Origin of the sequence: Methylocystis sp. L43 (assembly GCF_015709525.1) — a bacterium.
Taxonomy (GTDB): domain Bacteria; phylum Pseudomonadota; class Alphaproteobacteria; order Rhizobiales; family Beijerinckiaceae; genus Methylocystis.
Genome location: NZ_JADNRA010000022.1, coordinates 58,873 through 72,891 on the forward strand (window position 1 = coordinate 58,873; position 14,019 = coordinate 72,891).

Annotated in this window: 17 protein-coding genes and 1 tRNA gene; 8 read left to right on the forward strand and 10 right to left on the reverse strand. The window is 63.3% G+C overall.

Translation table 11 applies throughout. From position 1 onward, the window contains the following. Positions 1–4: 4 nt before the first annotated feature. The 4 genes from scpB to IYX23_RS05520 form a co-directional block, all read right to left on the reverse strand. A complete protein-coding gene (gene scpB, locus IYX23_RS05505; RefSeq protein ID WP_196392184.1) occupies positions 5–760 on the reverse strand; it encodes an SMC-Scp complex subunit ScpB in 756 nt (251 codons plus the stop codon). A 24-nt stretch (positions 761–784) separates the two neighbouring features. After that, positions 785–1,591 carry a ScpA family protein gene (locus IYX23_RS05510; RefSeq protein ID WP_196392183.1) on the reverse strand — a complete coding sequence of 269 codons (807 nt, stop codon included), beginning with the start codon at positions 1,589–1,591 and terminating at the stop codon, positions 785–787. 129 nt (positions 1,592–1,720) lie between these two features. Beyond that, positions 1,721–2,131 (reverse strand): PIN domain-containing protein, encoded by a 411-nt coding sequence (locus IYX23_RS05515; protein ID WP_124738358.1) that lies wholly within the window; start codon positions 2,129–2,131, stop codon positions 1,721–1,723. Next, the gene (locus tag IYX23_RS05520) at positions 2,128–2,379 is read right to left on the reverse strand and encodes a hypothetical protein (RefSeq protein ID WP_196392182.1); all 252 of its coding nucleotides are present in this window, start codon (positions 2,377–2,379) and stop codon (positions 2,128–2,130) included. Before IYX23_RS05520 ends, IYX23_RS05515 begins: the two co-directional genes overlap by 4 nt. A gap of 288 nt (positions 2,380–2,667) precedes the next feature. On the opposite strand from IYX23_RS05520, the gene IYX23_RS05525 reads away from it, so the two are divergent. Both IYX23_RS05525 and IYX23_RS05530 read left to right on the forward strand, forming a co-directional pair. Further along, complete coding sequence (locus tag IYX23_RS05525; protein WP_196392181.1) at positions 2,668–2,961, forward strand: nucleotidyltransferase domain-containing protein; 294 nt, start codon at positions 2,668–2,670, stop codon at positions 2,959–2,961. Further along, entirely contained in the window at positions 2,961–3,209 is a 249-nt protein-coding gene (locus IYX23_RS05530; protein ID WP_196392180.1) for a HepT-like ribonuclease domain-containing protein, read from the forward strand. The genes IYX23_RS05525 and IYX23_RS05530 overlap by 1 nt, the downstream gene beginning before the upstream one ends. Before the next feature lie 31 nt (positions 3,210–3,240). On the opposite strand, the gene nagZ is transcribed toward IYX23_RS05530, so the two are convergent. From nagZ to IYX23_RS05550, 4 genes are all read right to left on the reverse strand, one after another. Continuing rightward, positions 3,241–4,248, reverse strand: a complete 1,008-nt coding sequence (gene nagZ, locus IYX23_RS05535; RefSeq protein WP_196392179.1) for a beta-N-acetylhexosaminidase — start codon at positions 4,246–4,248, stop codon at positions 3,241–3,243. Between the two features lie 9 nt (positions 4,249–4,257). Continuing rightward, positions 4,258–5,622 carry an SPOR domain-containing protein gene (locus IYX23_RS05540; protein WP_196392178.1) on the reverse strand — a complete coding sequence of 455 codons (1,365 nt, stop codon included), beginning with the start codon at positions 5,620–5,622 and terminating at the stop codon, positions 4,258–4,260. Between the two features lie 86 nt (positions 5,623–5,708). Further along, the gene (gene argS, locus IYX23_RS05545; protein WP_196392177.1) at positions 5,709–7,490 is read right to left on the reverse strand and encodes an arginine--tRNA ligase; all 1,782 of its coding nucleotides are present in this window, start codon (positions 7,488–7,490) and stop codon (positions 5,709–5,711) included. A gap of 108 nt (positions 7,491–7,598) precedes the next feature. After that, positions 7,599–8,816: a deoxyguanosinetriphosphate triphosphohydrolase gene (locus IYX23_RS05550; RefSeq protein ID WP_196392242.1), complete on the reverse strand. Its 1,218-nt coding sequence runs from the start codon at positions 8,814–8,816 to the stop codon at positions 7,599–7,601. A gap of 187 nt (positions 8,817–9,003) precedes the next feature. On the opposite strand from IYX23_RS05550, the gene IYX23_RS05555 reads away from it, so the two are divergent. The 4 genes from IYX23_RS05555 (at position 9,004) to IYX23_RS05570 (ending at position 10,924) form a co-directional block, all read left to right on the forward strand. Further along, entirely contained in the window at positions 9,004–9,342 is a 339-nt protein-coding gene (locus tag IYX23_RS05555) for an iron-sulfur cluster assembly accessory protein (protein ID WP_029650008.1), read from the forward strand. An 87-nt stretch (positions 9,343–9,429) separates the two neighbouring features. After that, positions 9,430–10,338, forward strand: coding sequence for a sugar kinase (locus IYX23_RS05560; RefSeq protein WP_196392176.1), 909 nt, complete (start codon positions 9,430–9,432; stop codon positions 10,336–10,338). 116 nt (positions 10,339–10,454) lie between these two features. Next, positions 10,455–10,530 (forward strand) — tRNA-Asn (locus tag IYX23_RS05565). Positions 10,531–10,681: 151 nt separating this feature from the next. Further along, positions 10,682–10,924 carry a hypothetical protein gene (locus IYX23_RS05570; protein ID WP_196392175.1) on the forward strand — a complete coding sequence of 81 codons (243 nt, stop codon included), beginning with the start codon at positions 10,682–10,684 and terminating at the stop codon, positions 10,922–10,924. Between the two features lie 75 nt (positions 10,925–10,999). On the opposite strand, the gene IYX23_RS05575 is transcribed toward IYX23_RS05570, so the two are convergent. Then, complete coding sequence (locus IYX23_RS05575; protein ID WP_196392174.1) at positions 11,000–11,782, reverse strand: KilA-N domain-containing protein; 783 nt, start codon at positions 11,780–11,782, stop codon at positions 11,000–11,002. A 368-nt stretch (positions 11,783–12,150) separates the two neighbouring features. Continuing rightward, a complete protein-coding gene (locus tag IYX23_RS05580) occupies positions 12,151–12,639 on the reverse strand; it encodes a thermonuclease family protein (protein WP_348643632.1) in 489 nt (162 codons plus the stop codon). A 460-nt stretch (positions 12,640–13,099) separates the two neighbouring features. Between IYX23_RS05580 and IYX23_RS05585 the strand changes: the two genes are divergently transcribed. Beyond that, positions 13,100–13,315 (forward strand): hypothetical protein, encoded by a 216-nt coding sequence (locus IYX23_RS05585; RefSeq protein WP_196392173.1) that lies wholly within the window; start codon positions 13,100–13,102, stop codon positions 13,313–13,315. 86 nt (positions 13,316–13,401) lie between these two features. Further along, entirely contained in the window at positions 13,402–14,016 is a 615-nt protein-coding gene (locus tag IYX23_RS05590; protein ID WP_196392172.1) for a hypothetical protein, read from the forward strand. The last annotated feature ends 3 nt before the right edge of the window (positions 14,017–14,019 follow it).

Here is a 14,019-nt window from a genome sequence, read left to right on the forward strand (position 1 = left end):
GCCGTCAAAGCTCCTCGTCGTCAGCGGCCTCCGGCGTCTCCGGTGCCTCAGGCTCGTCTGGAAACTCCATGTCGAGCAGCTCCGGCGCGTCGTCTTCAAGCGGCTCCTCATCGTCGCGCAACGCGGCGTCGTCCGAAGGCTGCGGCACGCCGAAGCCCTTCGGCAGGCGGCCGTCGAACAGCCCCGCGCCCTTGAGTTCGTCGAGACCAGGCAGATCGCCGATCTGCTCAAGCCCGAAATGCATCAGGAAGGCGTCGGTCGTGCCATAGGTGATCGGCCTGCCCGGCGCTTTGCGGCGCCCACGCAGCCTGATCCAGCCGGTGTCGAGCAGCACGTCGAGCGTGCCCTTGGAAATGGCGACGCCGCGAATCTCTTCGATCTCGGCGCGGGTCGTCGGCTGGTGATAGGCGATGATCGCCAGCGTCTCCAGCGCCGCGCGGGAGAGCTTTTTCTCCTCGACCTGCTCGCGCGCGAGGATCCAATTGAGGTCGGCGGCGGTGCGGAAAAACCACTTCTTGCCGACGCGGGTGAGATTGACGCCGCGGCCCGCATAATGGGCGCGCAGCCGCTCAAGGACGCGCTCGAGATCGGCGCCCTCCTCGATGCGGCGCGCCATTTCGGCTTCGTCAAGCGGCTCGGCGGAGGCGAAAAGCAGCGCCTCGATGATGCGCTCCGCTTCGCGCAGCCGGGCTTCGTGACGCGCAAGCTCGTCGTCGCTGTTCACGTCAAAAAGTTCGATCTTCTCCGCAGCCTGCGCCACCGGATGTCTCCTATAGTTCCGGGGCTAAGACGCGCCCGCAGTCTCTTCCGCTTCCTCAGGCGCCCGCCGCCGCACCCAAAGCGGCGCGAAGTGCCGATCCTGACGGATGTCGAATCGCCCCTCCCGCACCATCTCGAGCGAAGCGGTGAACGCCGAGGCGCGCACCGTGCGCGCCGTCTGCATGTCCACACAGTAATGCAGCAAAAAATCGTCGAGCACGGTCCATTCCGTCGCGACGCCGACGAGCCGTTCAAGGGCTTCGCGCGCCTCGGCCAAAGACCACACCGCGCGCTGCCGCATCACCACCCGCGACGTCGCCGTCTTCTGCCGTTGCCGGGCGTAAGCCGAGAGAAGATCGTAGAGGCTCGCCTGAAATTTGGGGTGCGAGATCGTCTCAACGCCTTCAGGGCCGCCGCGCAGAAACATGTCGCGCCCCAGCCGCGCGCGCTCGGTGAGCCTGTCGGCGGCGCGCCGAATGAGCTCCAGCCTGCGCAGGCGCTCCGCCAGGGCGGCGGCGAGATCGGAGGCGGAGGGTTCGTCTCCCTTTGGCGCCTCAGGCAGCAGCAGCCGCGACTTCAGGAAGGCGAGCCAGGCCGCCATGACCAGATAGTCGGCGGCGAGTTCGAGGCGCACGCGGCGCGCCGCCTCAATGAAGGCGAGATATTGCTCGGCGAGCGCGAGAATCGAGATGCGGGCGAGGTCGACCTTCTGCCGGCGCGCAAGCTCGAGCAGCAAATCCAGCGGCCCTTCGAACCCGTCGACATCGACAAGAAAGGCCTCTTCGGCGTCGCCGCGAGGCTCGTCCAGCTCGAAGCTCAGTTCCTGGGCCATTCCCGCTTTGCGCCTGTTTCCGTTTGCGAATCGGCGTGGCCGAACGTTTCGGCGCGAGAGTGGCCCCGATGGCCCGCTATCGCAAGCGCTGCCTGTGCTTTGGCAAGGCTGGTCCACAGGAGAGAACCGCTATCGAAAGGGGTCGATAATCTGCAAATTGTCGATGACCTGCCCGTGAGAGAGGTCTTCGGAATAAAGCCGCGAGCACCCCTGCGCTTGCGCAGCGGCGACGATTGCGGCGTCCCAATAGGAAAAGCCATAGCGCGATTTGATGTCCAGCGCGGCGTTGACGATCGCCAGCGTGATGTCCTGAACCTGAAACCTCTGCCATGCGCGCACGAGACCAGCGGCGATGTCATGCGGTAAGGCGTCCGGCCGCGAGGCTCGCGTCGCCTGCACATAGAACTCCTGCAAAACCTGCGTCGACAGGCTCCAGTCATCCTGATCCAGCAACGCGATGGACCGCTCGCGTTTTTCCGCCTCAGACGGATCACGGCTGATCGAGTAGAGGAGAATATTGGTGTCCAGAAAGCCGGTCACCTCTTTGGTTGCCCGGTTTGCCTCTCATGAACGCTCTGACGCGAGAGCCGATCTGAAGCACGAAATTCCTGAATTTGCGCGCGGAGTTCCTGCTCCTGGCGTTTCAGCCGGTCGAACTCCGTGCCTTCCGAAGCGAATTCGGTCAGGAAACGGCGCACCACCGCGGATACCGAAGTATCCTCCTGCGCCGCTCTTATCCGCGCTCGGCGATACAGCTCGTCGTCTAGTGAAACTGTGATATTTTTCATATTATCACAGTATCACTGGAGGCGGACAAAGGGCAAGAACTCCATCGCCGCGCTAATCAGCTGATCGGGAGCTGATCGGGTTGTAATCGCTGGCTGGGCCGCCACTGCAGGGCAATACCCTGAGGGGAGCAACCGCCTCTGTTCCGGTTGTCGAAGGAGCTGTTCGACGCTCAGCTCAAGCAGACAACGACGGCCGACGTCCGCGAGTTGCACACTATCCGCAGTGCGCTCGGGCTTCAGCGTCGGCGGATACTAGAGGACCAGACCTCGAACTGTTATATGCAGGGCATGAGACGTAAAGATGCACTGGATCGACTGCTTGATCGCCAGGCAGATTTGCAGAAGCTTGGCGTCAAGAGTTTGTATATGTTTGGTTCAACTGCGCGCGACGCAGCGGTAGAGCATTCCGACGTCGACCTCTTTTTCGACTACGAAAAAGGCCGTTTCGGACTCTTCGAATTGATGGACGTGAAGGAATTTGCGGCGCGAATTCTCGGCGGCCGCGTTGACATCATGACGCGCGACAGCCTGCATAAGCGCCTAAGGCCGCAGATTGAGGCGACAGCGCTTCGCGTCTTTTGATGAACCCGCGCTCGGCTGCTCTCTGTCTGTTGGACATAATCGAAGCGATTGAGCGCGTGCAAATCGTAATGGCGGACCTATCGCTCGACGCCTACGAGACGGATTGGCAAAGGCAGTGGGTTGTGGAGCGCGGCATTGAGATCGTTTCGGAGGCCAGCCGTCACCTCTCTGATGAGATCAAAACTCGGCATCCCGAAATTCCTTGGAAAAAGGTGGCCGGCATCGGCAATGTGCTGCGTCACGATTAGCGGCCTCGGCGACTGAAGCCATCGGGCGTCCTCACGCCACCGCCTGCATCGCCGCGTCGAACTCGCGCGTCGCCTCCGCGACATCGAAGGGTTCGATAGGCCGCTGCACACATTCGAGCGCCTTTTCGGCGCGCGCGAGCGCCGCGCCCTCAAGCAGCGGCGCGCCTTCAGCGACCGGCCGCGCTTCCGCAAGGTCGCCGTTGCAGTGGAGCACGATGTCGCATCCGGCGCCGATCGCGTTCTCGGCGCGCTGGCGAAAGCTCCCCGAAAGCGCCTTCATGGAAAGGTCGTCGGTCATCAAGAGACCGTCAAAGCCGACATGGCTACGTATGATGTCGCCGATCACCGCCTTCGAGAGCGTGCCGGGCGCGGTCGGATCGATCGCGGTGTAAACGACATGCGCGCTCATCGCCATCGGCAGATCGGCGTTCGCCTTGAACGGCGCAAAATCAATAGACTCCAGATCCTCGCGGCGCGCATTGACCACCGGCAGCTCCAAATGGCTGTCGGCGCGGGCGCGTCCGTGGCCGGGAATGTGCTTCATCACCGGCGCGACGCCGCCCGCCATCAAGCCTTCGGCGGCGGCGCGGCCGATCGCGGCGACGCGCGCCGGATCGCGGCTATAGGCGCGATCGCCGATGATGCTGTGGGAATCCTCCGCCGGCGCATCGAGCACCGGCAGGCAGTCGACATCGACCCCGACTGACCGCAGATCATGGGCGATGAGCCGCGCGCCGAGCCAAGCCAGTCGCTCAGCCTGCGCGGCGTTGGCCGCCGCCAGCTCAAAGCGCGCGGCGGCCGGATAGGCGCGCCAGTGGGGCGGACCCAGACGCTGCACGCGGCCGCCCTCCTGATCAACCAGAACGGGCGCATGGCGGCCGAGCGCGTCCCGGATTTCGGCGGTCAGGCGCCCGATCTGCTCGGGCGCGTCGACATTGCGGCGAAAGAGGATCACGCCCCACGGCGCGGCGGCACGCAGGAACGCGCGCTCGTCGGCCTCAAGCCTGAGGCCCTTTAATCCACAGATGAAGGCGCGCATATCGTCCCGTCAGTTGCCTGCGACGAAGCAGGAGCCGCCGGACGCCTTCACCTTGCTGCAGATCGCGTTCGCGGACTCCTTGCTGACCGCCCCGACGCGCACGCGATAGACGGTCTTGTCATTCACGGTCGCCATTTTGAAGGTCGGCTTCAGGCCGCCAAGCTGTGAGCGATATTTGCTGACGACCGTCTTCAGCAATTCGCGGGCGTCGGCCTCGCTATTCGCGGCGCCGAATTGCACGGCGAAGCCGCCTTTGCTCGGAGGCGTCGCTTGATCGGAATCCGCCTCCGGCGCGGCTGCTCCTTCAACCGCAGCCACTTTCGGCGCCACAGGCTTCGGCTTGGCGATTCGCGGGGGCGTCGCCGTTGGCTTCGCCTGCGTCGGCGGCGTCGCGGTTGCGGCGCCGATGGCGCCGGCCACGGCTGTAGGCGCCGCCGTCTCCGCAGCGGGCCGGCTCGCCATGGCGACGGCGGGCGGCAGAGCGCCATCTTCCACCCGGCTGCCGTCCGGCCGCACGGTGACGGTTTTGACCTTCTTTGGCGCAGCTGTGGCGGGAGCCGGAGGCTCATGCGGCAGATTGACAGGTCCGTCGCCGAGCAGCGCCGCGCTCGGCGTGACCGAAGGATCCACCGCCTGTTCCTGATTGGTGACGACTTTCTGAACCGGCGCCTGCTCCCTGCGGTCCAGAACGACAGCGGCGCTGGCGTCTGGCGCCGTCGTTTCGGCCTCGGCGCTTGGCTTTACCTTCACGGGTCCTTCCGGCGCGACGATGGTGGCGATCTCGCGCGAGGCGCCGGAGCCGCTGCGATGCCAGAAAGCGAAGCCGATGCTCAGAACGGCGACGAGCGAAATCGCGACGACGGCGTGCCAGGGCCGGAACCAGGAGCGCCATCCGCCGTGGGGATCCTCATAATCTTCATCGCTCTGGCCATAATCGAGATATTGCGAATCATCGCTCCAGCCGGCCTGGGCTTCATGATAGGCCGACTCGTATCCGGCCCCTTGATAGGTGGGCTCGTATCCAGCCCCTTGCTGCGGGCTGTAGCCCGGCGGCAAATCGCGATAGTCGGGATCCACCGGATAGGCGGGCTCCAGAGGCTGCTCCAATGACGGCTCCGGATAATAGGGCGGCTCAGCCGCCACTGGCGGTGCGGCGTCGTAGGAACCGCGCAGTTCGGCGGCTTGAACGCGAGCGTCACGCGCCTCCGCGAGAATCTGACTGTAGGGATCAGCGGCGACATGGTCCTGCCCTTGGACCAGCCGCGCGAGTTCACTCAGCGGATCTTCGACTTGCGGGGCGCGTTCGGGCCCACGCAGCCGCCGCTCGAATTCGCCGAGATCGATCGCCGGGCCTCTAACCGATGTCTCGCGCATGATGCACCTCGCTCGTTGATTCCTGGGGGGCGCGAAGCAAATTGATAGCGCGTCCTACGCCTGGCCGTGGCCGCTCAAGGCGTCGATTAGCGCATCTCGTCGGGGGCGCTCACGCCGAGCAGCCTCAAGCCTGACCCCAGGACGATCGTTAAAGAGCTAACCAACGCAACCCGAGCGATGGTTAACTCTCTCTCTTCAGCCTTAACAAAGCGTAATTGCGGCTGATCTTTGCCGCGATTCCAATGCGAATGGAACACGCTCGACAGTTCGTGCAGATAAAAGGCCACCCGGTGCGGCTCGTGCGCCGCCGCCGCCGCCTCAATAACCCGCGGATACTGAGCGATCATCTTGGCCAAAGCAAGTTCGCCCTCGTCCGCCAAAAGCGCCAGATCCGCCTCGGCCAGGCTTTCGGCCGAAAGGTCAATATCGGGAAAAGCGGCGAGCGCCTGGCGCAGCGCCGACTTGCCCCGCGCATGGGCGTATTGGACGTAAAAGACCGGGTTATCCTTCGATTGCTCGATGACCTTGGCAAGGTCGAAGTCGAGCGGCGCGTCATTTTTGCGATAGAGCATCATGAAGCGCACGGCGTCGACCCCGACCTCGTCGACGACCTCCCGCAAAGTGACGAAGTCCCCCGCCCGCTTCGACATTTTGACCGGTTCGCCGGCGCGCATCAGCTTGACGAGCTGGCAAAGCTTGATGTCGAGCGTCACCCGCTTGTCGGAGAGCGCGGCGACGGCCGCCGTCATGCGTTTGACATAGCCGCCGTGATCGGCGCCCCAGACGTCGACAAGCGTGTCGAACCCGCGATCGGTCTTGTCCTTGTGATAGGCGATATCCGCCGCGAAATAGGTCGGAGAGCCGTCGGATTTCTTTAAGGCGCGGTCGACGTCGTCGCCAAAGAGCGTCGATCTGAACAGCGTCTGCTCGCGGTCCTCCCAGTCGTCGGGCAATTGCCCTTTCGGCGGGGGCAAGCGGCCTTCATAGACGAGGTCTTTGGCTCGAAGCCAGTCGATGGCGGCGTCGATCGCCGAGACGCCGTCCTTTTTTGCATGCAAGGACCGTTCGGAGAAAAACGTCTCATGGGTGATGTTCAAGGCGGCGAGATCGCCGCGGATCAACTCCATCATCGCGTCGATGGCGGCGGCGCGAACGACCGGCAGCCACTCGCTCTCCGCCGCGCCGGCGAGCGCCTTCCCATGCGCTTTGGCGAGCGCCTCGCCGACGGGCATCAGATAGTCGCCTGGGTAGAGCCCCTCAGGGATCGTGATCGGCTCGCCGAGGGCCTCGCGGTAGCGCAGATAAACGGAGCGCGCCAGGACGTCGACCTGGGCGCCGGCGTCATTGATGTAATATTCGCGCGTCACCGCGCAGCCCGAAAAGGCCAGGAGATTTGCGAGCGCGTCGCCGAAGACGGCGCCTCGGCCGTGGCCGACATGCATCGGCCCCGTCGGATTGGCCGAGACATATTCGACATTGACCTTGCCCTGCAGAGCGCTTGACCGGCTCTTGGCGACGCGGCCGAAATTCAGCGGTTCGCGCAGTACTGCGCAAAGCACCTGCGTGAATATCTCGGGCTTCAGCCGGATATTGATGAAGCCCGGCCCCGCGACCTCTGTCGCGGCGACGTCCGGCGATTGCGCAAGGGCGTAGCCGATTTCGATCGCCAACTCCCGCGGAGAGGAGAAATGCGGCTTCGCCTCCTTGGCGAAGACCATGGCGGCGTTCGACGCAAGATCGCCCAGAGTTGCGTCCTTGGGCGGCTCGACGACGAAGCGCGCGTAGTCGAGATCGGGCAGCCGGCCGTCGGCCGCGATGCGAGCGAGAATGGCGGCGATGCGTGCGTGAAAGTCGTCGAAAATGTTCATGGAGGTCCGAGCGCTTAAGGTCGGCCGCCCGTTTAACAGCTTGGCCCGGGGAAATCACCCCGTCCGCAGACGTCGACTGGCGGCAGGCCGTTATGATCGACCGGTCGTTTAGCCCCCAAACACCCGCTTCACTTCGTTTAGCGCGTAGCGGTCGGTCATCCCGGCGATATAATCGGCGACCACAATCGCGCGGTCGGCGTCCTGCAGCGGAACCGCCTGCGCCGCCCATTCCGCCGGCATCAGCTCCGGGTTCTCAAAAAAAGTCGGAAACAGCCGCGAAATCGCGTCGCGCGCGCGCTCCCAGACGCCCAAGACCTTCTCATGCCGATACATGTTGGCGAAGAGGAAAGCCTTGATCTCGCGCTCGGCTTCGGCCATCGGCGGCGAAAGACGGACAAGGGTTTCGCCCGCCCGCCGCGCCTCATCGGCGCTCTCCGGCGAAATGCGCGCCAAACGCCGCAGCGATTCGCCGATGGCGTCTTCGACGAAGGCGGTGATGACGCGGCGCACCAGCTCATGAATGACGCGCGGCCGTTCGAGGCCAGGATATTCGTCGCGGACATGCGCGAGCACCCCGGCGATGAAGGGCGTTCGCGCAATGTCGTCGAGCGAAAACAGTTCGGCGCGCAGGCCGTCGTCGATGTCATGGCCGATATAGGCGATATCGTCCGCCTGAGCCGCCGCCTGCGCCTCGACGCTGGCGAAGGTCGAGAGATCGAGCGGAAAGATGGCGTCGAACGCCGCGATGTAGCGTGACAGTGGACGAACACACGCCACGCCAGCCACGGGCTCCTCAGGATGAGGCAAGGGATGCTCATCGCGTGCGCCGGGCAACAGCGGCCCATTGTGCTTGACGATGCCTTCGAGCGTCTCCCAGGTCAGATCGAGACCGTCGTAGCGCGCGTAACGGCGCTCCAGGAGCGTCACGACGCGCAGCGCCTGAGCATTGTGATCAAACCCGCCGAAGGGCGCCATGCAGGCCTCGAGCGCGCCCTCGCCGGCGTGGCCGAACGGCGTATGGCCGAGGTCATGGGCGAGCGCCACGGCCTCCGCGAGATCCTCATCGACGCGCAAAGCGCGGGCGAGCGCGCGGGCGATCTGCCCGACCTCGATCGTATGGGTCAGGCGGGTTCGGAAATGATCGCCGTCGAGGGGCACGAAGACCTGGGTCTTATGCGCGAGCCGGCGAAAGGCGGTGCAGTGGATGATTCGGTCGCGGTCGCGCTGGAATTCGCTCCGCGTCGGCGATGGCGCCTCTGCGTAGAGCCGGCCGCGCGAGCGCGCGGCGTCGCTGGCGTATGCCGCGAGAGGGCCGCGAACCGCCATATGCGCGCCTTTCATTGAAACGCCTCAGGTTTGGACCTATCTTGCAGCAGAGAGCATATCCCGCAAACGGCCGGGCCGCCGTAGAATGGGATATGCCGAATTTCGGATTTCGGGCGAGTTTCTTTCGATCGGGCGTCCGCCCGCAGTAACTCGCGACGGCCCGCGCAGGCAAGTGACGGAGAAACGGATGACGACGGCGGCAAGCGATATCGCGCTCACCGATCAGGCGGCGCGGCGCATTCACGCGATCCTCGCCAATGAGTCGCCCGGCGCGGTGTTTCGCGTTTCAGTCGAGGGCGGCGGCTGCTCCGGCTTCCAATATCATTTCGCCGTGGAGTCCGCCCCGGGCGCGGAGGACGCGCTCCTTGAGCACGCCGGCGCCCGGGTGGCGATCGACCCCGCGTCCATTGGCTTCCTCGCCGGCGCCAGCATCGACTTTGTCGACGATCTGATGGGACAGTCCTTCCGTGTCGTTAATCCCAACGCCGTCTCCTCCTGCGGCTGCGGCACCAGCTTTTCAGTCTGACGCCACAGCCGCGATTGCAGGCGTGCGTCACGCTGCTGCGGGATCATTTTGCGGCGACCGCTCGGCGCCATCTTGGGAGTCTCAGCCTTGGACGCTCTCTTCATTGGCCATGCCTATATCGACGTCACCATGCGCGCCGAGCGCATGCCCTCGGGCGACCAGAAGGCGTTAGCGCGCGACTATGCGGTGAGTTTCGGCGGCAACGCCGTCACGGCCGGCTTCGCCTGCGCCAAGCTCGGCCATCCCGTCGATCTCTTGACCACGCTCGCGCCCGATTGGCTCGGCCACATGTTCATGGACATGGCCCATACTTACGGGATCGATGTCCATCCGCGACGGGTGGCGCGCTCGTCGCTGTCGTTCGTCTGGCCCAATGACGGCAAGCGGGCGATCCTGCGCGCGCGCGACGACACTTATCTGCAGGGCGTGCCGCGCCTCGACATTTCGGAAACGCGACTTCTCCATGTCGATGGGCATATGGCCGACGCCGCGCTCCATTACGCGAAGGGGGCTCGGGCGCGCGGCGCTCTCGTCTCGCTCGACGGCGGCGCGCTGCGGCCCTGCATCGAGGAGCTGACGGGTTACGTCGACGTCGCGGTGGTGGCCGAAAAGCTCTGCGAGCAGATGTCGATGTCGGAGCTCGACATGCTCGGCTGGCTGAAATCCAAGGGCTGCCGGATCGGCGGGGTGACGACCGGCGAAAAGGGCATGTTGTGGTACGACGAGGACGGCGAGATTTCGCAGATGGCCTCGCTCGCCGTGCCGCACGAACTCATCGTCGACACGTCCGGCGCCGGCGACGTTTTCCACGGCGCCTATTGCGCCTCCTATCTCGAGCGGCCGGACGCGCCCTGGCGAGAACACTTTGAATTCGCCCGCGCGGCGTCGGCGCACAAAATCCAGCATCTCGGCAATGAGGCGGGGCTGCCCTCGCCCGACGACGTCGCGGCGGCGCTCGCGGCCTTTGCGCCGGCAGACGCGCTCAGCCCGGTGTGAGCCCCATCCGTCGCGGCGACCCAAAGCCGCCCGAACGACGCCGACACTTATGCACGACGGAGTCGTCGAGGCGGGCTTGGCAAACCGCCGCCCGCCTTGTATACGCGGGACCGCATTCCCCGATAGCTCAGCTGGTAGAGCACGCGACTGTTAATCGCTAGGTCGTAGGTTCGAGTCCTACTCGGGGAGCCAGCAAAATCAGGATGTTAGACCCATAACCGCAGCGCTCCATCGCGCTCTGTTTTGGCTTGGGGTATCCGCCTGGGTATCAATCGGCGGCGAGCCGCCGGGGAAGACCAACCGGCGCAGCGCGACACCGAATCGCCTCACAGGTTCTGGGAGCATGCAGCACCCTGCCCCTCCGACGATCGCCGATCTTCGCGCTGAGGGCGTTGCTGGCGCATGGGTATGGTGCACCGGGCTCCGCTGCACCCATCACGGCAAGGTCGCCTTCGACGCCATGCGGACGGCGCCGGGGATGCCGTTTATCGCCCTGGCGCGGTCGCGGCGCTTTGTCTGTTCGGCGTGCGGCTCCCGGGACGTTCACCTGATGCCGGACTGGCCGCAATATCGGGCGCAGGGGTGATGCCAACCGGCCTGTTCCTGATACGCAAGAAAGGGCTGTGTGGCGGCTGGCGAGCCTGCCAGCCGCCAATAATCGTCAAAGCATCTTGTTTTGACGGTTGCGTCTATCGGTTTCTATCGCCGACCTGATTGATTGTGCTGCATTCGCCGTTGCCTTGCGGCACTGAGAAAATCCGACAGCTTTCACGTCTTCCATATGTTCGACAGAAAGAGCTTCGGATGCCGCAACGAAAGCTAGCTCTTTCATTGACATTTTGTCGCGAAGCTTCCCGGTTTTCGGGTTCAGGCCGCGCTCAATCTTGAGCTGCTTCGCTGGCTTATCGAAGAGATTGATATACGTTTCGTTCGTGCAAACGCCGAATTCCAGAGGCTTTTTTACTCCTCTCGCATCTAGCTCTTGTGTGTATTCATTGCGAACAACGCGACTCATCGCGCGTCGCGCGACCCATTCATTACCTTCTGAGGTCGACCGTTGAAGGGTCTCGTCGGCTAGTGTGGCGTCGCCGGATTTGTATCGAAGGAAGACCTCGTTGACTTCATAGTGAAGCGCAGGGCTGAGATATTTCGCGTAGGCCAGAGCGAGGTTCGGGTGCGCCCATACGCCCCCGCCCTTGCCGTTCCTCGCGCAATACACTGATAATATGACGTCTTTAGACAAAGTTCCGGATTTTCCGGAACTTTTCTCGGCGGTGATCCGGACCAGAGAAAGCGTCGACGGCAGGCTACCCCAATCCGTTGGCAGCTGATTCTTGGAAAATCCGCCGGCCTTGTGGATGTCGTTCAGGCGGATGCGCCCTTTTTCGTCCACAGCGATTTTGCGGCCCTTGATCGTAAGGAAGTTCAGTGCAGTGCCAGACATTATCGTTCCTGTAGATGCGACCGAGAAAGCACTGGCGCGCCCCGACACTTTCAGCTTAGTGTCGTCCTGCTAGGGAGGGACGGGCCAAGGCTCGGTCTCAGTTTCGGGGGCGCCAGCGAATCACTGGCGCCCTTTTCTTTTGCCGAAGCTCAAAAATTACCCGTGGCACTCTTGCTCGTCTATTGCCAATTCCTATCGGCTCACAGAATCTGGGGATAGAAGAGCGGCTCGACCTGTTCGATCAAGGAAGCAATGAAAAGGCCGTGGCGCAGACGGTCGCAAGAGCGTTGACGGCGGAGGCGAAGCGTTGATGGCGTGATCGTCGGCAAAAAAAAGCCCGGTCCTCGCCGGCCGGGCTGCGATGGGAGCTACAGGCCTCCGCGTCGTTCCTTTCGCCAATCCCACGGCGGCTGCGTATGTCCCGCCCAGATCCCGCGACGATTGTTCTTGGCCTCTTGCTCGGCGCCGATGTAGTTCGACGAATAGTGTCGATACGCGAACGCATGCCCGTTTCGAACAAGCCAAGCCTCTATATCGACGCCGCGCACGGCGCACGTGGCGACGGTGCGGCCGTAGCGATCTGTGTCTCGCTCGCGGCACGCGACAGGCGACGCGCCGATGAATTCATCGAGAGCCATCGCGGCAATCTGGTCGCAGCGATAGGACTTGCCAGAGGCGTCAAAGCAGGGCTGTCCTTTCTCGGGCGCGTCGATGCCGTGGAGCCGGATGCGCTGTCCACGAATTTCGATCGTGTCGCCGTCGATGACCGAGGCTCGGCCAACGATGTCGGCGCACGCGGCGCTTGAAAGGGTCGCCGCTACGATGGTGATGATGATCCGCTTTATCGGGGCAATCACTTCGGCGCGACCTCCTTTGGCTGCTTCGATTCGATCGCCTTCACTCCAAACTTGGCTGCCTCTGCGGCGCCTGCATTTGGTCCCTCAGCTGTGCATCGGCTTGTTGGCGGACTTCCGCACTTGCGCCCGATATCAGCCCAGCCGACGCAGCGGCCGTCCGGCGCGCGGTAACCCGGTCCTCCGCGGCACCCGCAGCCGCTGCAAGCCTCCGTCTGCGGGATCGCGCCAACGAAGGGCATGAGAACGGAAGCGATGAAAAGCGCCACGCGCATCTATCCGCCCCGCCAAAGCGCGTAAGTGAATGCGGCCAGAAAGATCACGAACAGCGCGATGCTCGGCCAGTCATATCGCTCGCGCAGCGGCAGCTTGCGCCACTCGCGTTCCTCGTCACGATCCCGGTTATCCTGCCCGCGCCAGCCCATGAGCGCAGGCTAAACGAGTTCCTGGAGCGCTGGAAGAGATGACTCCCCCGCCCTATCCCCTGCCATTGCGCATGCGCAAGGCGGCCGAGTCCTTCGTCGTTGAAGATGCCGGCGGGGTCTCCCTCGCCTACGCCTATTTCGAAGAAGATCCGAGCCGGCAAGGACTCGTGAATCGGCTATCAGGCGCCGACGCCAAGGCCCTTGCGCAGACGATCGCCAGGGCGCTGACGGCTCGAGATGGGGACGCCGGATGATGGCGTGGTGGGCTGAGAAGTGCGATGAAATGCGAGGTTAAGCGAGCATCGTCCGAATTCCAGATGATCTCTGCCAAGGACACAAAATGGAAAATCCGTATTGGACCACCGCCGGGCAAGGCCACCACCTTGATTTACAGGATATGCGCGTTCTTTGCTTCGACATCCACAATATTGTGGCGTCTAGCTCGACTTTGATTGGACGGCTGGAGCTCGCGGAGCCCGAGGAACTGTCAGAAGATTCGACGCTTCGTAAGCTGCATTACGAGATCTCGGAACCTCTACTGTCAAACCGACTGCTCCACCTGGCCATCATGTTGAGAACATACGACGACATGATGAGCGCCAACGATTCCGATGGAGCGTACACAGCACACGTTCAGCGCACGTCAGGCTCCGACTTCGTTGGAAATATAGACAAAGGGACGTTTTCCCTACGCGACGCCTGCAATAAAATTATCCACGCCAGTGAAATTCGGCCTCTGTACGAGAGCGTTTACAACGAGCATGAGGAATCAACTGGCGAGCCGGTCGGCTGGAAATTGACTGGGGAAATCGAACTCTCCGGCGTCCAAAATAAAAAGCCATGGACTGCCGAACTTTACGTGCAAAATTTCTTGGAAGTTGCGCTTGATCGATTAGCGTTCACACTCACCCAACCATTGCCAGATGCTTCCTCGGCGCAACCTGAGGAAGGGTAAGCC